The organism is Alphaproteobacteria bacterium (assembly GCA_017302575.1).
Classification (GTDB): Bacteria; Pseudomonadota; Alphaproteobacteria; order Rickettsiales; family UBA3002; genus JAFLDD01.
Genome location: JAFLDD010000001.1, coordinates 828,500 through 846,845, shown reverse-complemented (window position 1 = coordinate 846,845; position 18,346 = coordinate 828,500). Strand labels below are relative to the sequence as shown.

The 18,346-nt window shown below is 50.8% G+C and carries 17 protein-coding genes; 13 read left to right on the top strand and 4 right to left on the bottom strand.

Annotation, left to right across the window (positions count from 1 at the left end):
* Positions 1-11: 11 nt before the first annotated feature.
* Both rpsP and ffh read right to left on the bottom strand, forming a co-directional pair.
* A complete protein-coding gene (gene rpsP, locus J0M34_04370) occupies positions 12-446 on the bottom strand; it encodes a 30S ribosomal protein S16 (GenBank protein ID MBN8543482.1) in 435 nt (144 codons plus the stop codon).
* A 177-nt stretch (positions 447-623) separates the two neighbouring features.
* Positions 624-1,976 (bottom strand): signal recognition particle protein, encoded by a 1,353-nt coding sequence (gene ffh / locus J0M34_04365; GenBank protein MBN8543481.1) that lies wholly within the window; start codon positions 1,974-1,976, stop codon positions 624-626.
* A gap of 237 nt (positions 1,977-2,213) precedes the next feature.
* Between ffh and J0M34_04360 the strand changes: the two genes are divergently transcribed.
* The 4 genes from J0M34_04360 to J0M34_04345 all read left to right on the top strand — a co-directional run bounded on the left by J0M34_04360 (position 2,214) and on the right by J0M34_04345 (position 4,537).
* The gene (locus J0M34_04360; GenBank protein MBN8543480.1) at positions 2,214-2,474 is read left to right on the top strand and encodes an exodeoxyribonuclease VII small subunit; all 261 of its coding nucleotides are present in this window, start codon (positions 2,214-2,216) and stop codon (positions 2,472-2,474) included.
* 89 nt (positions 2,475-2,563) lie between these two features.
* Positions 2,564-3,436 carry a polyprenyl synthetase family protein gene (locus J0M34_04355; GenBank protein MBN8543479.1) on the top strand — a complete coding sequence of 291 codons (873 nt, stop codon included), beginning with the start codon at positions 2,564-2,566 and terminating at the stop codon, positions 3,434-3,436.
* Entirely contained in the window at positions 3,436-4,173 is a 738-nt protein-coding gene (locus tag J0M34_04350) for a TlyA family RNA methyltransferase (GenBank protein MBN8543478.1), read from the top strand. Before J0M34_04355 ends, J0M34_04350 begins: the two co-directional genes overlap by 1 nt.
* A 73-nt stretch (positions 4,174-4,246) precedes the next feature.
* Positions 4,247-4,537 (top strand): hypothetical protein, encoded by a 291-nt coding sequence (locus J0M34_04345; GenBank protein MBN8543477.1) that lies wholly within the window; start codon positions 4,247-4,249, stop codon positions 4,535-4,537.
* Here the strand turns inward: J0M34_04345 and J0M34_04340 are convergent.
* Both J0M34_04340 and uvrA read right to left on the bottom strand, forming a co-directional pair.
* Entirely contained in the window at positions 4,534-5,310 is a 777-nt protein-coding gene (locus J0M34_04340; protein MBN8543476.1) for a hypothetical protein, read from the bottom strand. The genes J0M34_04345 and J0M34_04340 overlap by 4 nt on opposite strands.
* 51 nt (positions 5,311-5,361) lie before the next feature.
* The gene (uvrA, locus tag J0M34_04335) at positions 5,362-8,274 is read right to left on the bottom strand and encodes an excinuclease ABC subunit UvrA (protein MBN8543475.1); all 2,913 of its coding nucleotides are present in this window, start codon (positions 8,272-8,274) and stop codon (positions 5,362-5,364) included.
* Positions 8,275-8,399: 125 nt separating this feature from the next.
* Here uvrA and ssb point away from each other — a divergent pair, with 125 nt between their 5' ends.
* The 9 genes from ssb to J0M34_04290 all read left to right on the top strand — a co-directional run bounded on the left by ssb (position 8,400) and on the right by J0M34_04290 (position 18,339).
* Positions 8,400-8,855: a single-stranded DNA-binding protein gene (ssb, locus tag J0M34_04330; protein MBN8543474.1), complete on the top strand. Its 456-nt coding sequence runs from the start codon at positions 8,400-8,402 to the stop codon at positions 8,853-8,855.
* Between the two features lie 40 nt (positions 8,856-8,895).
* A complete protein-coding gene (locus tag J0M34_04325) occupies positions 8,896-9,723 on the top strand; it encodes a diaminopimelate epimerase (protein ID MBN8543473.1) in 828 nt (275 codons plus the stop codon).
* A gap of 54 nt (positions 9,724-9,777) precedes the next feature.
* On the top strand, positions 9,778-10,248 hold the full coding sequence (locus J0M34_04320; GenBank protein ID MBN8543472.1) for a hypothetical protein: 471 nt from the start codon (positions 9,778-9,780) through the stop codon (positions 10,246-10,248).
* 56 nt (positions 10,249-10,304) lie between these two features.
* A complete protein-coding gene (gene mtaB, locus J0M34_04315) occupies positions 10,305-11,543 on the top strand; it encodes a tRNA (N(6)-L-threonylcarbamoyladenosine(37)-C(2))-methylthiotransferase MtaB (protein ID MBN8543471.1) in 1,239 nt (412 codons plus the stop codon).
* Positions 11,544-11,546: 3 nt separating this feature from the next.
* Positions 11,547-12,422 (top strand): signal recognition particle-docking protein FtsY, encoded by an 876-nt coding sequence (gene ftsY, locus J0M34_04310; GenBank protein ID MBN8543470.1) that lies wholly within the window; start codon positions 11,547-11,549, stop codon positions 12,420-12,422.
* A 136-nt stretch (positions 12,423-12,558) separates the two neighbouring features.
* Positions 12,559-12,855 (top strand): VirB3 family type IV secretion system protein, encoded by a 297-nt coding sequence (locus J0M34_04305; protein ID MBN8543469.1) that lies wholly within the window; start codon positions 12,559-12,561, stop codon positions 12,853-12,855.
* Positions 12,855-15,251 carry a VirB4 family type IV secretion/conjugal transfer ATPase gene (locus J0M34_04300; protein MBN8543468.1) on the top strand — a complete coding sequence of 799 codons (2,397 nt, stop codon included), beginning with the start codon at positions 12,855-12,857 and terminating at the stop codon, positions 15,249-15,251. The genes J0M34_04305 and J0M34_04300 overlap by 1 nt, the downstream gene beginning before the upstream one ends.
* A gap of 2 nt (positions 15,252-15,253) precedes the next feature.
* Positions 15,254-16,810 carry a type IV secretion system protein gene (locus J0M34_04295; GenBank protein ID MBN8543467.1) on the top strand — a complete coding sequence of 519 codons (1,557 nt, stop codon included), beginning with the start codon at positions 15,254-15,256 and terminating at the stop codon, positions 16,808-16,810.
* The gene (locus J0M34_04290) at positions 16,807-18,339 is read left to right on the top strand and encodes a type IV secretion system protein (GenBank protein MBN8543466.1); all 1,533 of its coding nucleotides are present in this window, start codon (positions 16,807-16,809) and stop codon (positions 18,337-18,339) included. Before J0M34_04295 ends, J0M34_04290 begins: the two co-directional genes overlap by 4 nt.
* Positions 18,340-18,346 lie beyond the last annotated feature (7 nt).

Genomic DNA, 18,346 nt, shown 5'->3' with positions numbered 1-18,346 from the left:
CATGGGTTGCCTTATGCTGCTGGTGTTTCTTCAGCAGTAGGAGCAGCAGCTTCAGCAGGTGCTTCCGCAGCAGCAGCTTTCTCAGCCTCTGCTTGTGCTTTTGCTTCTACTTCCGCAGCAGCAGCTTTCTCTTTGCGGGTTAGCTTGTCAGCTTTTCTGCGTGGCTTTTGTGGCTTGCCATCAGCGCTTGGCTTCTGGGTCAGGCCCATATCAGCAAGAATGCGTGCTACGCGGTCTGAAGGCTGTGCGCCAGTGCCGAACCAATATTTTGCGCGCTCTGCGTTAATGACGATGCGGCTTGCATTGTCTTTCGCGAGCAGTGGGTTGAAGGTACCCAGTTTTTCAATGAAGTTACCATCACGTGGCTTGCGGCTATCCGCAACAACGATACGGTAGAAGGGGCTTTTTTTCGAACCACCACGGGCTAAACGAACAACAGTTGCCATAATCAAATCTCCATCTTTCGGTTGGGCTTAATTGCCCATGTGACCCAAGAAGAGCGGGGCTTATGGCACAGGATTTTATGAATTGCCAGTATTTTTTAGTGCGAAGGGGTCTTACCCCCTCGTGACTCCCCCGCCGCAAGCGGCTCGCCTTACGGCTACGCGGCGTCCCTTATAAGGTCAGCCCCCTAATAACCTTTTGAGATTGGCGGGATTTGCCAGTCCCTTCATGCCGATTTTCTTCATCTGCTTCATCATGGTTTCCATTTGTTGGTATTGTTTGATGAGCTGATTTAGTTCCTGCACCGTGCGCCCTGCACCAGTCGCGATGCGGCGGCGGCGCGAAGCATTCAGCAAATTAGGGTTAGTGCGCTCGGCTTTGGTCATCGAGAGAATCATCGCTTCTTGATGCTTGATGCGCTTCTCGTCGATGCTTTGGCCTTTCATCGCCTCCTGAATTTTGCCTGCACCAGGCAGCATATTCAGCATCGCCCCCATGCCACCCATTTTCTGGATTTGCTTCATCTGCTGCAGCATGTCGTTCATATCGAACTTGCCCGACTGCATTTTCTCCATTGCCGCTTTGGCGTCTTGCTCGTTGAAGGTCTCGGCAGCTTTTTCAACGAAGCTCACCACATCACCCATATCGAGAATGCGTGAAGCAATGCGCTCAGGGTGGAAAACTTCAAACTCATCCAGCTTCTCGCCCATACCCGCGAATTTAATTGGCTGGCCGGTGATATGCTTCATCGATAGTGCCGCACCACCACGACCATCACCATCCAAACGTGTGAGAATAATCCCCGTCACGCCAATCGACTCATGAAATGCCTTGGCGATATTCACAGCGTCCTGACCCGTCAACGAGTCGGCAACCAGCAGTGTCTCGATTGGGTTGGTCAAATCGCGCACGGCCTTCAGCTCGTCCATCAACGTGTCGTCGATATGCAAACGACCTGCCGTATCCAGCAGCAACACATCATAGCCTTCGGTGCGTGCAACGTGCAGCGCGCGCTTGGTAATGGCTTCAGGTTTTTCACCTACGACAATCGGTAATGAAACAACATCCGCCGCCTTCGCAACGGTTGCTAATTGCTCTTGCGCCGCAGGTCGGTAAATATCGAGTGATGCAACAAGCACCTTCTTGCGCTGTTTATCTTTCAGGCGCTTGGCGAGTTTGCCCGTGCTGGTGGTTTTACCCGAACCCTGCAGACCACACATCAAAATCACCGCAGGTGGTGTGGTGTGCAAATTAATTTCAGCAGTCTCGCTGCCAAGCAACTGCACCAGCGCATCATGCACCAACTTCACGACCATCTGTCCTGGAGATACAGAAGTAACAATCTTCTCGCCGACGATTTTTTCTTTAAGGCTGGCGATGAATTCTTTGGCAACGGGCAGGGCGACATCCGCCTCGATCAACGCCATACGAATATCGCGCAATGCGGCATCCACATCCGCTTCACTCAAGGTGCCGCGACTGCGAAGCTTATCAAAGGATGCGCTAAGACGTTTTGAAAGAGAATCAAACATGGCGGGCTATGTAGCATAAAAAAAGCCCCGCGCTAGTGAAAGCGCAGGGCTGTAGAGAGACACAGAATTGATGGGCAGAGATGTATTGCAATTAATAATGAGTTGCAAGTAGAATTTTAGGTAATTGTATTTATTATATAATTCTGTCTTTTGCTATGTGTGGATACCACGACTATCACCATTGATTCATCTCGAAAAATCCGTATAGTTGCGCTTCAAAAAAGTATCAGGAATTCCATGGCTAAAGCCGCAACGACACTTCCCGACAGCATCAAGGAACTCAGCTTCGAGCAAGCCCTCAAAGAGCTTGAGACGATCGTGCGAGGCCTTGAGTCAGGCCAAACGGATTTAGAAAAATCCATCACCGATTATACGCGCGGTGCGCAATTGCGCGACCACTGCCTCGCAAAATTGAATGAAGCAAAATTGAAAGTTGAAAAAATTACCAAAGGTGCCGATGGCGCGCTAACTACCAGTGCATTTGATTCAAAGGAATAATCATGTCAGCGAATTTACAAAAATCATTAGCCGAAATTTCTGAGAAGCTCGACCGTGTGATGGACGATTTGTTGCCAAGCAATTTGGCAATGGCCAATAAAGTAATTTCGCTGCACAGCCGTGAAACGGAAAGTGACGCAGGCGAAGTGGAAATGCGCGGCGAAACCAAAGTGATGGAAGCGATGCGCTACAGCGCACTGGCGGGCGGTAAGCGTTTGCGCCCATTTCTTACCGTAGAAAGCGCCAAGCTTTTCGGCGTGAACCCCGATGCGGCAATGATGACCGCCGCCGCGATTGAATTCGTGCACACCTACTCGCTAGTGCATGACGATTTGCCCGCCATGGATAACGACGATTTCCGTCGTGGCAAGCCAAGCTGTCACAAGCAATTCGGTGAAGCGGCTGCGATTCTCGCAGGCGACGCGCTGTTGACATACGCATTCGAAGTATTGTCGCACCCAAGCGTTCATGCAGACCCTAACGTGCGCTGCGAATTGATTCGCTCACTGGCGCGTGCATCTGGTGTGCGCGGCATGGTCGGTGGTCAGATGATGGACCTCGACGCCGAACATCAATCCATGTCGGTGGATGAAGTGATTCGTCTCCAGCGTCTTAAAACGGGTGAACTCTTTGCTGTGTCGTGCGAAGTGGGCGCGATTTTGGGCAAAGCGCCGGACGCGATGCGTTCACGCCTCTCGCGCTATGCGCATGATATGGGCTTGGCCTTCCAAATTACCGACGACTTGTTGGACGTTGAAGGAACGCGTACCTCAACCGGCAAAGGCGTGAAAAAAGACGCAGCCAAAGGCAAAGCCACCTTGATTAGCGCGCTGGGTATCGAGCGTGCGCGCGAACAAGCCAACACGCTGGCCAAACAAGCAATCGAGCACCTCTCGCCATTCGATAATCGCGCCGATTCGCTGCGTGCGCTGGCAAGTTATGTGGTGACACGTAAGAGCTAGTGAGCAAATCCAGACTAGATCAACTGCTTGTAGAACGCGGTCTTGCTGAGACACGCAGCAAGGCGCAGGCGCTGATTATGGCAGGGCTGGTCTATCAGGGTGAAAAAAAACTCGACAAGGCAGGCCAGCAATTCGACGACGAAATCGAACTGAACGTGCGCGGCAAGGAACACCCATGGGTGTCGCGCGGGGGCATGAAACTCGCCCACGCCATCGACCATTTTAAACTTACAGTAAAAGATGAAGTGGTGGCGGACATTGGCTCCAGCACTGGCGGATTCACGGATGTGCTACTGACGAATGGCGCCAAAAAAGTCTACGCGGTGGATGTTGGGCATGGCCAGCTCGACGTGAAATTACGCAATGATAATCGCGTGGTGGTGATGGAAGAAACCAACGCGCGGAACCTCACCCGCGAACAGATTCCCGATGCGCTCGATAGTATCGTCTGCGATGCTAGTTTCATCTCGCTCAAAAAAGTCCTGCCTGCTGTGATGGCGCTCGCCAAGCCGAACGCAAAACTCATCGCCCTCATTAAACCGCAATTTGAAGTAGGCAAAGAAATCGTCAGCCGTGGCAAGGGCGTGGTGCGTGACGCGGCTATTCACCAAGCGGTGTGTGACGATATTTCCGAGTGGATTGCTGGGTTAAATTGGAAGGTAAAAGGCATCGTGGAAAGCCCAGTCACTGGGCCTAAGGGCAATAAAGAGTTCTTGATTTTTGCGGTGCGTCAATAATGCATTTTTTTACATAAACTTCATACAATTTATATCATTACACTTTATGATAGGGGCATAGTGAGGTGACATTATGCCATGCGAAGCTACGACAGTAGATGGAGTAAGAGAATACGTGGTGCATAACCTAAAGACGCATTTTTATAGCATCTTTAATCCAGATGTATCTGCAGTAATGTTTGAACCCAAGTCAGGCACTAATCCGATGTTATCGCTCGAGTTAACAAGACTAATACCCGATGTATTTGGATTTAGTTGTAGTGGCAGGGGTGTTACTATTATGGGTGAAAACAAAATCGCAGCGCTCGAAGCAGCAGGTGTTCCTATTGATCGCGCTAATACGCGTTCACATATTCAGCGCTAACGCTTGAATGTAGTACCTCGGGATTGACCAGCCCCACCAATCACTGTTTCCAATTCATGCCGACCCATCTCAAGCGCTGAGGTATGATGACGCATGCTGAGCACATCCATATTGCTAGGTGGTTCTGGATCGTTGCCTACACGTTGCTTTGCAACGGGCGCAAGAAAACTCTCCGTGAACATCTGCATCACGGCGTTTGGTGCAAGCATCAGCCTATCAACCACCACGTTATCGCCATTCGCGTTGGAAACCAGATTCACCGTGAATGCACCTTGCAATGAAGCTGGAATTTTCTCTGCAATGGCTTTTAGTAAGCCTAGCTCATTACCAGATAAAGCAGGCAGCCCATATTGGGTTGCAGCGTCAGGTTCCAGCAAGGTGCTAAGTGTGAAGCTGCCTAGAAATTTTTTATCCGCGTAGTGATAATCTTCTGCATAATATTTTTCTGCAGGTTCTCGGTCTACATAGACACTCATTGCCACTGATTCTGTTGGTACGGTCGCGTTATTATCTGTCGCATCGATGAGTGCGCGAAGTTCATTGCCCTTATAGCTGCGCACAAAACCATTATGGTCTGTGGTTCTATTGCCCTTGAGCTCCGCCATAGCATGAATCACGGGATTAGGCTGCATCTCAAGTTTGATGGCTTTGCCGTGTTCTACCGTTAGCGAAAAAAGCCCATGCAACGGAGCAGGTATTTTCGCGAGCAAAATGCGAACGTCATCGCATGGATGGCGATCATTCGCATATAGATTAAGTGGCGCCGTTCTCATGCCACAAATGTAGCATGGTTGGAGAGAGGAATTTATGAAGCTTCTGTGAAACTACGCGGCTTTGCCTTTTGCTTTCTTCTTTGAAAGCAACGGCTTAAGGTATTGCCCCGTGATGCTTTTAGCATGCGCAGCAACTTCTTCCGGCGTACCCGTTGCCACCACTTGCCCACCTTTGTGACCGCCCGCAGGGCCGATATCGACAATGTAATCCGCTGTCTTAATGACATCGAGATTATGCTCGATGACGACCAGCGTGTTGCCCGAATCAACCAGCTTATGCAGCACGCCCAGCAGCTTCTTAATATCGTCGCTATGCAGACCCGTGGTCGGCTCATCGAGGATATAAAGCGTTTTACCCGTGGCGCGTTTAGAAAGCTCCTTGGCGAGTTTAATGCGCTGTGCTTCACCACCCGAAAGTGTAGTCGCCGACTGACCAAGGCGAATATATCCCAAGCCTACTTCTTTAAGCGCCAAGAGTTTTTCGCGAATGCTTGGGTGCGCGGTGAAATATTCCGCCGCTTCATCAACGGTCATGTTCAGTACATCGGCAATCGATTTGTCCTTGTACTTTACTTCCATCGTCTCACGGTTATAGCGCATGCCCTTACACTGATCACAGGTCACATAGACGTCTGGCAAAAAGTGCATCTCAATTTTAATCATGCCGTCGCCTTGGCAGGCTTCGCAGCGTCCGCCCTTCACGTTGAAGCTGAAGCGGCCCGGCGCATAGCCACGCGATTTGGATTCGGGCAGACCCGCAAACCAATCACGAATCGGCTGGAATGCACCCGTATAGGTCACAGGGTTTGAGCGTGGCGTGCGGCCAATCGGTGATTGGTCGATTTCAATAATTTTGTCGATGAACTCCAAGCCTTCGATTTTATCATGCGCGCCTGGTGTTACCTTGCTGCCATGCAAACGCTTGGTCACCGCTTTATAAAGCGTTTCAATCACAAGCGATGATTTGCCACCGCCCGAAACACCCGTCACGCAGGTGAATAGGCCAAGCGGGAACTCGGCGTTGATGCCTTTCAGGTTGTTTGCACGCGCACCTTTAATGCGAATCGATTTCATTTTGTAGCCTTGGCGGCGTTCCTTTGGCACATCGATTTGCTTCGCACCAGACAGATATTGACCAGTGATGGAAGCTTTGGTGTTCTCGACTTCTTCCGGTGTACCTTTCGCAATCACTTTGCCGCCATGAATGCCTGCGCCAAGCCCCATATCAATGAGGTAATCAGCACGGCGCATCGTGTCTTCATCATGCTCGACGACGATAACAGTATTGCCCAAATCGCGCAGATGCTGGAGCGTGTGTAACAGACGTTCATTATCGCACTGGTGCAACCCAATCGACGGCTCATCGAGCACGTACACCACGCCCGAAAGGCCTGAGCCGATTTGTGAGGCAAGGCGAATGCGCTGTGCTTCGCCACCCGAAAGTGTGCCAGACTCGCGCTTGAGTGTCAGATAATCCAAGCCGACATTCTCCAAGAATCCAAGACGGTCGCGGATTTCTTTTAAGACTTTTTCAGCGATTTTATTATGCTTTGCATTGAGCTTTTTCGGCAAGGCCGCGAACCATTTACCCGCATCTTCGATGGTCAGATCACATACTTGCGAGATATCATGCTCGGCAATTTTCACGCAGAGTGCCTCTGGCTTCAGACGTGCGCCATGGCACGATTCGCATGGCGAGAAGGACTGGTATTTTTCCATGTCATCGCGCGACCAGTCGGAATCCGTTTCCGTGTAGCGGCGCTTGAGATTGCCGATAACCCCTTCGAATGGCTTATGGCTATGGAAGGTGCGCGCACCATCGAAATACGAAATTTTGATCGGCTCATCGCCCGAACCGTGCAGAATGACGTTCTGAACATCTTCTGGCAAATCTTTGAACGGCGTCATCATCGACACTTTGTAATGCTTCGCGACTGCCTCAAGCGCTTGCTGATAGAATTTCGCATGACCCGAATTCCACGGTGCAATCGCACCGGTGGCGAGCGATAAGGTTGCGTCTGGCACCACTAATGCTTCGTCGAAATACATTTGCGTGCCGAGGCCGTCGCAGGTCGGGCAGGCGCCAAATGGCGAGTTGAACGAAAACAAGCGTGGCTCGATTTCCGAAAGCGTAAAGCCCGAAACAGGGCAGGCGAATTGTGATGACAAAGTGATGATATCGCCTACTTTACGTGCGTCTTTATCATCCGCTTTGCCTTTGGTTTTCTTTTTGGCCTCTGTTGGCAATTCAGCGATTTCAATCATCACCAAGCCATTGCCGATATTCAACGCGGTCTCAATCGAATCGGCCAAACGATTACCCAATTCATTCGACACCTTGATGCGGTCAACGACAATCGAGATATCGTGTTTCTTGTTTTTATCGAGCGTTGGCAGCTCGTGCATCTCGTAGAACAGGTCGTCGATCTTCACGCGGGTGAAGCCCTTTTTCTGCATGTGCTGCAGCTCTTTGCGGTGTTCGCCTTTTTGGCCGCGTACCATCGGCGCGAGCAAATAGAGCTTTGTGCCTTCGGGCAGTTCTTTAATCACATCGACCATTTGCGAAACCGTCTGCGATTCAATCGGCAAACCTGTCGCGGGCGAGTAGGGCACGCCGATGCGCGCATAGAGCAAGCGCAGATAATCGTATATTTCCGTCACGGTACCGACCGTCGAGCGCGGGTTGCGCGAGGTGGTTTTCTGGTCAATCGCAATCGCGGGCGAAAGACCCTCGATGCTTTCTACATCTGGCTTGTCGTGGATATTCAAAAACTGGCGCGCATAGGCAGAAAGCGACTCGACATAGCGGCGTTGTCCCTCGGCATAGAGCGTATCAAAGGCAAGGCTGGACTTGCCCGAGCCTGAAAGGCCCGTAATAACCACCAGTTTATTCTTGGGGATATCGAGATCTACGTTCTTGAGATTATGCTGTTTTGCGCCGCGGATGGAGATGAATTCTGTCATAAATGTCCTAGATTGGGGTCGAGCACTATAAGGGGCATTCTCTCCACAGGTCAATGGGAAAGCCGTTGCATGGCAACAAATAGACCGTATAGTGACGCTCTACAAAACCAAACGGAGTGACGACAATGGCTGGCAGCATCAACAAAGTAATTCTCGTAGGCAATCTCGGCAAAGACCCTGAAGTGCGCGCAACCCAAGACGGGCGCGAAATCTGCAACCTCACGATTGCGACTTCCGATACATGGAAAGACAAGAATACCGGCGAGCGCCGCGAGAAAACCGAATGGCACCGCGTGGTGATCTTCAACGATAATCTGGTGACCGTTGCGAAGAACTACCTCAAAAAAGGCGCAAAGGTGTATATCGAAGGCCAACTGCAAACCCGCAAATGGCAGGACAAAGAATCTGGCCAAGACAAGTACAGCACCGAAGTGGTGTTGCAGGGCTATAACGGCAATTTGACCATGCTCGATAAGCGTGACCGTGAAGAAGGGGCAGGCGGCTATGATGCGCCAGCTTCGGGCGGTTACCAGCGTTCAAAAGTGGCCGAAGCTAGCTTGGATGATGAAATCCCATTTTAGTCTAGCGTTTGTGTCTGCAGCTAGGCTATAAGCGCGGCCTATGAGCAAACTACCATTCCAGAAAATGCATGGCACCGGCAATGATTTCGTGGTCATTGACGCGCGCAAGCACGCCTTGAAGATCGACGAAGCCTTGGCGAAACATTTGGCCGACAGGCGTTTGGGCATTGGTTGCGACCAACTGGTCGTTATCGACAATTCCAAAACCGCTGATGCTTACATGCATATTTATAACTGTGATGGGTCGAAGATCTCGACCTGTGGCAATGCCTCGCGTTGTGTGGGTGACATTCTCATCCGCGAATTAAAGAAAGATAAGGTAAGTATCGAAACAGGTGCTGGCGTAGTCAACGCAACACGAATCGGCGCAGATTTAGTTCAGGTCGATATGGGCGAACCAAAATGGGACTGGCAGCAGATTCCGCTCAGCGAGTCGCGCAACACACTCCATCTTGGCCTCGAAGAGGGTGGGTTGATGGACCCTGTCGCTGTGAATATGGGCAACCCACATGCGATTTTCTTCGTGCGTGACACCAATTTCGTGCGCATGGGCGAGTGGGGCAAAAAGCTCGAAGTGAACCCGCTATTTCCTGAGCGCGCCAATATCAGCGCCGTGCAAGTGCTTGATGCGAATCATCTGCGCATGAAAGTGTGGGAACGCGGTACGGGCGAAACGCTTGCCTGTGGTTCGGCTGCCTGCGCTGCGGTTGTGGCAGGTGTGCGCCGCGAACTCTGTGCGCGTAAGGTCAGCGTGGAATTGCCGGGTGGCACGCTCGAGATTGAATGGATACAAGGCGAAGGCAATGGTCGTGTCTTGATGACGGGGCCCGTGGCCTATGTATTTAGTGGTGAAATAAGCCTCCATTAACGAAAGCTTAAGCACTTCCAACATATAATTTATACGTAACAGTAGTGTAACGCTATGCCACCTAAACTCAGTGAAGAACAGTTAGTCGCAAAAATTGATGATATCGTTCATCGATATTATGCCTACTACGTGCCTAACGGAGAACGCGGTTTCACTTATCCCTATCAGGCCTATCATTCGGGTGCACGTGTTGCGCAGCCAATGGGAATGGAGCTTTTAAGCCGAAGCCATCATTTGGAGCTGCGATGGAATGAGCCCGCATTGCCAGATTATAATCTCACTAACAGAACGGATGAAGCGCTGAGGTTGCTTGGTCAATTAGATGACCAAGAAGGCCAGTGCCGCATGATCAGGGACCTTGATAATGATGGAAAAATTGACCTGAAAGATATTTACTACGCAGTACATATTGATGAATTGCCAGATCAATACAGGCCAGCACCTACACCACGCCCAGTGCGCGAAACACCGCATAATGACGAGCCCAATCTTAGTTATACTTCTGGTAGCCCTCAACAAAGATAAGGCAAACCCAAGGTTTTTCACTTTTCCCGCGTCCTGCTTGCTGCTAAAGCAGCGCCATGTCCATTGAAGTTGTTACATTCGGTTGCCGCCTGAACACTTACGAAAGCGAAGTGATGAAGAGTCACGCCGAAGCGGCGGGGCTGAAAGACACCATCATATTCAATACCTGCGCGGTGACGGCGGAAGCCGAGAAACAAGCGCGCCAATCGATTCGTCGCGCGCGTCGCGAGAACCCCAATGCGCGTATCATCGTTACGGGTTGTGCTGCGCAAGTGCATGCCGAAGATTTCAAAGCAATGCCTGAGGTGAACGCTGTTTTGGGCAATGATGAGAAAATGAAACCTGCACCGTATCTAAGTGTGGATACGGAGCGCGCGCAGGTGAATGACATCATGAGCGTGAAAGAAACGGCGTCGCACCTCGTTGCGTCGTTCGACGGGCGTGCGCGTGCTTTCATTCAAGTTCAAAATGGCTGCAATCATCGCTGCACGTTTTGCATTATTCCCTATGGTCGTGGCAATTCGCGCTCAGTGCCGATTGGTGAAATTGTTGCGCAAGTGCGCACGCTCGTTGAAAATGGCTACAACGAAGTCGTGTTTACGGGTGTCGATGTTTCCGATTATGGCAAAGACCTTCCCGGTGAACCAACACTCGGCCAAATGATGCGCCGTGTGCTCGCGCAAGTGCCCGAACTGAAACGCCTACGCCTTTCGTCGATTGATGCGGTGGAAGTGGATGATGATTTATATCGCTTGATTGCAGAAGAACCACGCCTCATGCCGCATCTGCATGTAAGTTTGCAGGCGGGGGATGATATGGTCTTGAAGCGCATGAAGCGCCGCCACTTGCGCAAAGACATCGTCGAATTCTGCGAGAAGGTGCGCAGTTTGCGCCCTGATATGGTGTACGGCGCCGATATCATCGCGGGCTTCCCAACCGAGACGAACGAGATGTTCGAGAACACCTTGCGTTTGGTCGAAGAAGTGAATCTGACGTATCTGCACGTATTTCCATACTCCGCACGCATGGGCACTCCGGCTGCGAAAATGCCGCAAGTGACTATGGCGCTGCGCAAAGAACGCGCCGCACGTTTGCGCGATGCAGGTGAGAAACAAGTCGCGAAATATCTACAAACCTGTGTAGGTAAAACCATGAACATCGTGGTCGAGCAGGGCGGCAAAACGGGACATAGCGAAACCTTCGCGCCCGTGACACTCACACATGAAATGCCTGTGGGTAGCTTATGTGCGGTGAACATCGCGCAGGCCACGCCCACGCATTTGTTGGCAGCCTAAGCCATGAGCTTATTCTCCGGACTTTTCAAAACGTCTTCACGCTTTGCAGAGCTTTTCACCAAGAAAAAACTCGACGCGCAAACACTCGAAGAGCTCGAAGAATTGCTCATCATGAGCGATATGGGCGCCAAGGCCGCAGCGAGTATCGTTGCCGAGATTTCCGAAGGTCGTGTCGATAATGATATCAGCGAGGATGAGATAAAATCATTGCTCGCAGATGCAATTGTCAAACGTCTTGCACCCTATGCAAAGCCTCTGGTTTCTGAAGGGTGCGTGGTGGTGGTTGGCGTAAATGGTAATGGTAAAACGACGACGATTGGCAAGCTGGCATCGCACTATAAATCGCAAGGCAAAATGGTGATGTTAGCGGCTGCCGACACGTTCCGCGCTGCCGCCGTAGAGCAGCTTATGGAATGGGCAAGCCGTGCGAATGTGCCATGCATTACAGGTGCAGAAAACTCAGACCCTGCGGCAGTAGCGTACCGTGCCATGGAGCAGGCGAAGCAGGAAAATATCGATCTGCTATTCATCGATACAGCAGGGCGTTTGCACACCAAAGACAATCTCATGGCCGAGCTTTCGAAGATCCTCAAAACCATCCAAAAAGTTGACGGCTCGGCGCCCAGCGCCGTGATTCAGGTGCTTGACGCAACAACAGGCCAAAACGCGCTTTCGCAAGTCGCGGCCTTCAAGGATACGGCAGGGGTGACAGGGCTTATTGTCACCAAGCTCGACGGCACGGCGAAGGCGGGCGTTGTCGTAGCGTTAGCCGAACAATTTGGCCTGCCGATTCATGCGATTGGGGTGGGCGAGGGCGTCGCCGATTTGCAAGCCTTTGACGCAGAAGCATTTGCCAAGGCACTGGTCGGTGTAAAATAGCCACAGAATCCCTAATGCACATAGGTGCATCTTAACCAAAACTTAAGTATTACTTGGTAGAATTTTCATAAAATGCTAGCGTGCTCGCTAACACTAAGAAATTCAAAACAATTTGCGGGCAAAAAGGGGTGGTACCATGGCCGGTGGCCGACTCAAAGCCGATCCGTTATTCCAAGGTCTCGCACGGCCGCCTATGATTGCGGGTGTGAGCTACATGTATTTCGTCGTCAATGCGATGATTACGATGAGCATGTTTATTAACACGGCTGACTTCACCTCCTTTTTCTACGGCGTATTTATTCACGGCTTTGGCTACCTGCTCTGCATGAAGGAGCCGCGCGCAGTAGAGCTTTGGATGTTGCGACTAAGTAAAGGATTCCTGACGTGGAATCGTGGCTATCACCACCACACTAACTCGTATGACGTGTTCTAATGCTGCTTGGTCAGTTGAAAAAACGTACGGTATCGAAGGCACGCGTCTCCAAGCGTGAGGTATCTGCCGCGACGTTCATTCCCTATGACTATCACTGGGACAAAGACACCATCATCACTAAAAACAAAGAGCTACTGCAAATCATCAAGGTAGATGGTTTCTCGTTCGAAACGGCGGACGACGATGTCGTCGACATGAAGAAAATGGTGCGTAACTCCCTCTACAAGTCAATGGCAGAGGGTACGTTTTCTATGTGGTTTCACATGGTACGACGCAGGCAGACGGGCTACCCTGGCGGCGAAATGCCTAAAGGTTTCGCTAAGACACTGGATGATAGATGGAAGCAGAAGCACCATTCTAAATCGAGCTTCGTGAATGAGCTCTTCATCACCATCGTTCGCAAGCAAGACACCAAGGGTGTCGCCAAGTTCGAGACGATGTTCCAAAAAATTGAAAGCAAGGCGGATAAAGAATCCGAAGCGGTGCAATTGCGTGAAGCGCATAAGGAACTGAAAGAGGCGGTGTACCGCGTGCTTGCGACCTTCAAGGATTATGGTGCACGCGTGCTTACCACCAAGCAGACCGAGTTTGGCCCGATTTCCGAGCCGCTCGAATTTTTGGGACGTTTGGTGAATGGTGGTGATTCTCAGCCCATGCTCGTACCGTCCATGGACATTGCGCATTATCTTCCTGTTAATCGCCTTTACTTCGGCAATCGCGCTATTGAAATACGTACGCCAACGGGCGTGAAATATGCAGGTGTCATTAGTATCAAAGAATACTCACCCGCCACTGCGGCGGGCATTATGGACGCCTTTTTGCAGTTGCCGTTCGAGTTTATTATTGCGCAATCCTATCAGTTCCTGAACCGCCAGACGAATATCGGTGCGATGCAATTGCAGCAACGCCGCATGTCGAACTCGCAAGACGTTGCGGTGTCGCAGGTGCGCGAAATTTCGGATGCGCTCGATATGGCAATGTCGGGCCACATCGCATTTGGTGAGCATCACCTAACGGTGACTTGTATCGAGGACTCGTTAGCTGCACTGGAAGGTGCGCTGTCGATGGTGATCGCAGAAATGGTGAATGTAGGAATCAACCCTATTCGCGAGAAAATGATTCTCGAGCAATGTTATTGGGCGCAGTTGCCTGCGAATTTCGATTTCGTCGGTCGTAAAGCGAAAATCAACACGCTCAATATCGCGGGCTTTGCAGCCATGCATAACTACCCTGTCGGCAAAGCAACCGACAATCATTGGGGCGATGCGGTAACGGTATTTGATACCACCTCAGGTACACCATTCTATTTCAACTTCCACGCGCGCGACGTGGGCCACACTACCATCATCGGTCCAACGGGTGCTGGTAAAACCGTGCTCATGAACTTCCTCTGCGCGCAGGCGCAAAAATATAATTGCCGTATGTTCATGTTCGATAAAGACCGAGGCGTGGATATTTTTGTGCGCGCACTTGGTGGTAAATATACGCACATTGATCCAGGCAAGCGTTGCTATTTCAATCCGCTTCAACTCGACGATACGATGGAAAATCGCAGCTTCATAGCGGAGTGGTTAAGTTCACTTGTCTCCGTGAATGACGAGCCGGTCACCGCCGAAGATTATGAAGTGATTCAGCGTGCAATCGAAGGTCTCTATAAACTCGACAAGGGTGATCGCGTCTTACGTAATTTGGCGGCATTCTTTGGCCTTGAGGGCCCAGGAACGCTCGCAACACGCCTTAAGCCATGGCATTCCGATGGCCGCTATGCGCAGATCTTTGACCATGTGGAAGATGTCATGGATTTCCGCTCTAGCACCGTTTTTGGATTCGAGATGGGTGACGTGCTCACCAATCGTGTCTGCTTGATTCCTGTGTTGCTCTATCTGTTCCACCGTATCCAACTAGCACTTGATGGAACGCCGACCATGATCATTCTCGATGAGGCATGGGCATTAATCGATAACAAGGTATTTGCCAGTAAAATTAAAGACTGGCTGAAGACGCTCAGAAAGCTCAACGGCATGGTTGTATTTGCAACCCAGTCGGTAGAAGATGCGGTGAACTCCGATATTTCGGATACGCTGATCCAACAAACCGCAACGCAAATCTTCCTTCCAAACCCCAAAGCGACCGACGCGTATCGTAAAGCATTTATGCTGTCGGAACGTGAATTTAACCTTCTCAAGAACACGGACCCTGGCACGCGCTATTTCTTGGTTAAGCAAGGCAAAGACGTTGTTGTCGCGCGCATTGACCTTAGTGGTATGGATGATGTGATCAGCGTGCTTTCAGGCCGTGCAGAGACAGTAGGCCTGCTAGACGAAATTCGCAAACAAGTGGGTGATGACCCTGAAGTCTGGCTACCGATTTTCACCAAACGTGTGAAAGAGGTGTGAGCATGAGCATCGGCGCTATGCAGCATCTTAAAAGAATCTGTGCTGTTGCTTTCTTATGTGTTGCGGTCTGGTTCCTGTTTGCTCCAGTTCATGCTGCCTACGCTGTGGATTTGAATCTTAATCTCAATCTCAATTTGAGCCCGTCTGCGGCAGCACCATCAGGAAACGGCATGGTTGCAAAGTGCGAAGATTATGATGGCATTGCCGTGCGTATCGTGAGCTGTGTGCGTGATACTCTGGCGAATGCGAGCGGTGTATTTTTCGAACAATTCACACCAATGCTCACTGGTGCTGTCATGGGTTTCTTGACGCTCACCGTGATTTTCTATGGCGTTATGCTGGCGGGCGGTATGGTCGAGAACGTAGCGCGCGACACAATGGTGATGCTTATCAAACTAAGCTTCGTGGTTTATTTCGTTCAAAACACTGACATGCTTTATGAGTGGGTCATCGAATCGATGGATGCATTATCTGCATCCATGTTTAGCTTTGGTACGATCAATCACCCCACGGCATCCGCATGTATGGTGGGACAGGATACCATCTGGCAGCGCTTGGATTGTTTGATGGATACGACCTTTGGTATCGATATGGGTGATGGTGGTAGTGAATCATCCAACATACAAATCACAGGTGTCGGGCTTGCACGTGGCCTGTTTGCGTTCTTTGCCTCGGCATTCTTTACCTCTGTCCCAGGCTTTATCATTGGTATTATTGGTTTTGGCTTCATGTACACCATGCTGTTCTTCTTGGTGAAGGTAGTGTTCGTATTCCTCATGTCCTATATCGGTATTTTGTTCATGATGCTGATTGGGCCGCTCTTCATACCACTCGTCATGTTCCGCCAGACCAAGCAGTATTTCGATAACTGGGTGGGATTAGTCGTTTCTTTCGCCCTACAGCCTGTGATTGTTGTTACTTTCGTAAGTTTCGCCTGCGCGGCGCTGGATGTAACCATCTTTTCAGGTGATCAATCGTTTGTGCGCACCATCGCAGGGGATGCCGCACGCGCTAATGGATTTAACCTGAATCGCTACATCGAAGAGAATGAAGGTTACAAAGATGAAACGGTTGGACCAACCATGCTTGCGCAAGGCTCAACGGGCGAAACGCCTCAGGGTACCGTAAGGGAAGGTGCTGTTCCGTACTTTGATTCAGAATGCACCCAGAGTGTTGAGGCTGCGCAAAACTGTGCAGAGGGTTGGGTAGTGGGTGTAAACCTGCGTAAGATCGATTGGAATAAGCTAGCGCATGCGCGCAGACCAGAAGTGCAGCCAGAAAACGAAACTGGTAATGGCCTGCTCGATGATTCCGAGACAACGGATCCAGTAGAAAAAGCCTTCATGAATGAACTGATGGCCTCGGCCATTTTGCTGATGGTGATGTCATTTATTGTGAACGCGTTGATGAAAGTGGTGCCACAAATCGCCAACGATCTGGTGGGTAGCTTCCGCACCACACCAAACGTCTTTGGTCTTGCAGGTGGCTGGAAATGGCAAAGCGCCATGTCGGGTCAGGCGGGCAGGCAAATGAGTGAAACGCTAGCGGGTAGGAGATGATGCGTAAGCTGCTACAGTTAGCTTTCGTTGCGTTACTGCTGGTACAAGCAGCGCCCAGCTATGCGGATGCTGTCGGTGGAGGCAATCCTGCTGCGTCTGGCGAAATTCAAACCTTGGATGCTGGTGGCTCTCAAAAATCCTGTAGTGACTATGGCACGCTCACAGGCGCGATTGTGCCATGTGTGATGTACACGGTTGAAACCGCAGGCGAGCAGATGGCGATTGCGTTTGTGGATTTGCTTGAACCCACCATCATGTCGTTTCTGGTGCTGGTGATTACTTTCTTCGGCGTCAAAATAATGCAAGGTGAAGGGCAGGTCGCGCAACGCGGCATGTTGCTGGTCATCAAAATTGCTTTCGTACTTGGATTCTTACAAATCATGCCAAGTACGATTCCAATGGCGCATGACATCATGAAAGAGAGTAGCGCGATTGTAGCAGGCGCGCTGGCAGATGAAGGAAGCTTCACCTGTGAAGTCGGCAACTTCATGAAACCCGATGCTGGTGATGACCAATTGCTATGGGCGCAAATGGATTGCTTGCTAGGCAAGCTGTTTGGCTTCGTCGTTGGTTCGAACGGCCAACCAAACATGTTGCTGGCAGCAAGTGGCTTGGGGCTGCTTAGCGGGTTCTTATTCGCGGGTAACGTCGGTATTTTTATATTTCTAGCCTTGCTTGGTCTACTATACACTATGTTCATGTTCGTCGTGAAAACGATGTTCGCCTATCTGAACTCCTTCATTCTTGCGACGCTACTTATTATCATCGCGCCGCTTTTCATACCCTTGGCGTTGATGCAGGCATCCGCGCAGTATTTTGACAAATGGTGGAAGGGTATACTCGCGGCATTAATCATGCCCGTGATGATTAGTAGCTACGTCATGATGTCACTGATGCTCTATGATAAGGTGCTGTTTGCAGAGGATTCAACGGTCCAGCAGCTTTTCAATGAAGAGACGATGCAGGAATTCCAAATCTTCTCACGCATGCTGTGTACAAGTATGGTGAGCCAATCGTCCGATACCGGGAACGCGGTTGCTGAGCATGAGGGTGATGATGAAGCAACGCGTGCAGGACGCGATACAATCTCGGATGCTGTTTCAGGCACGATGGGGCGTCACATGAATTGCGCAGAAGCCTCGGCAGTAGATATTGATGCGATGGCAGAAGACATGGAAGGTGTCGGCAACAGGCTTGAGGGAATGTTCGTTCAGATTCTCCAATTGCTCATTGTTGCGGTGGTCATTAGCCAAGGCTTCAAGATCGTACAAGAATCGGTACGTAACATTACGGGAAGCAGCATGGTGTCATCGGCAGTGGATCCTGTGTCGACCATGGAGATGAGAATGAATAATGCTATCCAAAGCGCCAATCAGGGCTTTAGGGGCGCAACTACGGATCTGGGAACTGCAGAACAGCCGCGTAACGTCGCTGTTGGCGGCTTGAGTGGAACAGACTTCCTTCGTGGGGTGCCAGACTTGTTTACTGGCGCGGCACGCGGATTTGGTGATGGAATGAAGCGAGAATAACGAGGGG

Bases quoted from the DNA above. Each gene is read 5' to 3' on its own strand.
- J0M34_04300 (MBN8543468.1), top strand. From the start codon at position 12,855: ATGCTGCTTGGTCAGTTGAAAAAACGTACGGTATCGAAGGCACGCGTC.
- J0M34_04320 (MBN8543472.1), top strand. From the start codon at position 9,778: ATGCCACCTAAACTCAGTGAAGAACAGTTAGTCGCAAAAATTGATGAT.
- J0M34_04345 (MBN8543477.1), top strand. From the start codon at position 4,247: ATGCCATGCGAAGCTACGACAGTAGATGGAGTAAGAGAATACGTGGTG.
- J0M34_04340 (MBN8543476.1), bottom strand. From the start codon at position 5,310: ATGAGAACGGCGCCACTTAATCTATATGCGAATGATCGCCATCCATGC.
- uvrA (MBN8543475.1), bottom strand. From the start codon at position 8,274: ATGACAGAATTCATCTCCATCCGCGGCGCAAAACAGCATAATCTCAAG.
- J0M34_04305 (MBN8543469.1), top strand. From the start codon at position 12,559: ATGGCCGGTGGCCGACTCAAAGCCGATCCGTTATTCCAAGGTCTCGCA.
- J0M34_04295 (MBN8543467.1), top strand. From the start codon at position 15,254: ATGAGCATCGGCGCTATGCAGCATCTTAAAAGAATCTGTGCTGTTGCT.
- J0M34_04290 (MBN8543466.1), top strand. From the start codon at position 16,807: ATGATGCGTAAGCTGCTACAGTTAGCTTTCGTTGCGTTACTGCTGGTA.
- ssb (MBN8543474.1), top strand. From the start codon at position 8,400: ATGGCTGGCAGCATCAACAAAGTAATTCTCGTAGGCAATCTCGGCAAA.
- rpsP (MBN8543482.1), bottom strand. From the start codon at position 446: ATGGCAACTGTTGTTCGTTTAGCCCGTGGTGGTTCGAAAAAAAGCCCC.
- ftsY (MBN8543470.1), top strand. From the start codon at position 11,547: ATGAGCTTATTCTCCGGACTTTTCAAAACGTCTTCACGCTTTGCAGAG.
- J0M34_04325 (MBN8543473.1), top strand. From the start codon at position 8,896: ATGAGCAAACTACCATTCCAGAAAATGCATGGCACCGGCAATGATTTC.
- J0M34_04355 (MBN8543479.1), top strand. From the start codon at position 2,564: ATGGCCAATAAAGTAATTTCGCTGCACAGCCGTGAAACGGAAAGTGAC.
- J0M34_04360 (MBN8543480.1), top strand. From the start codon at position 2,214: ATGGCTAAAGCCGCAACGACACTTCCCGACAGCATCAAGGAACTCAGC.
- mtaB (MBN8543471.1), top strand. From the start codon at position 10,305: ATGTCCATTGAAGTTGTTACATTCGGTTGCCGCCTGAACACTTACGAA.
- ffh (MBN8543481.1), bottom strand. From the start codon at position 1,976: ATGTTTGATTCTCTTTCAAAACGTCTTAGCGCATCCTTTGATAAGCTT.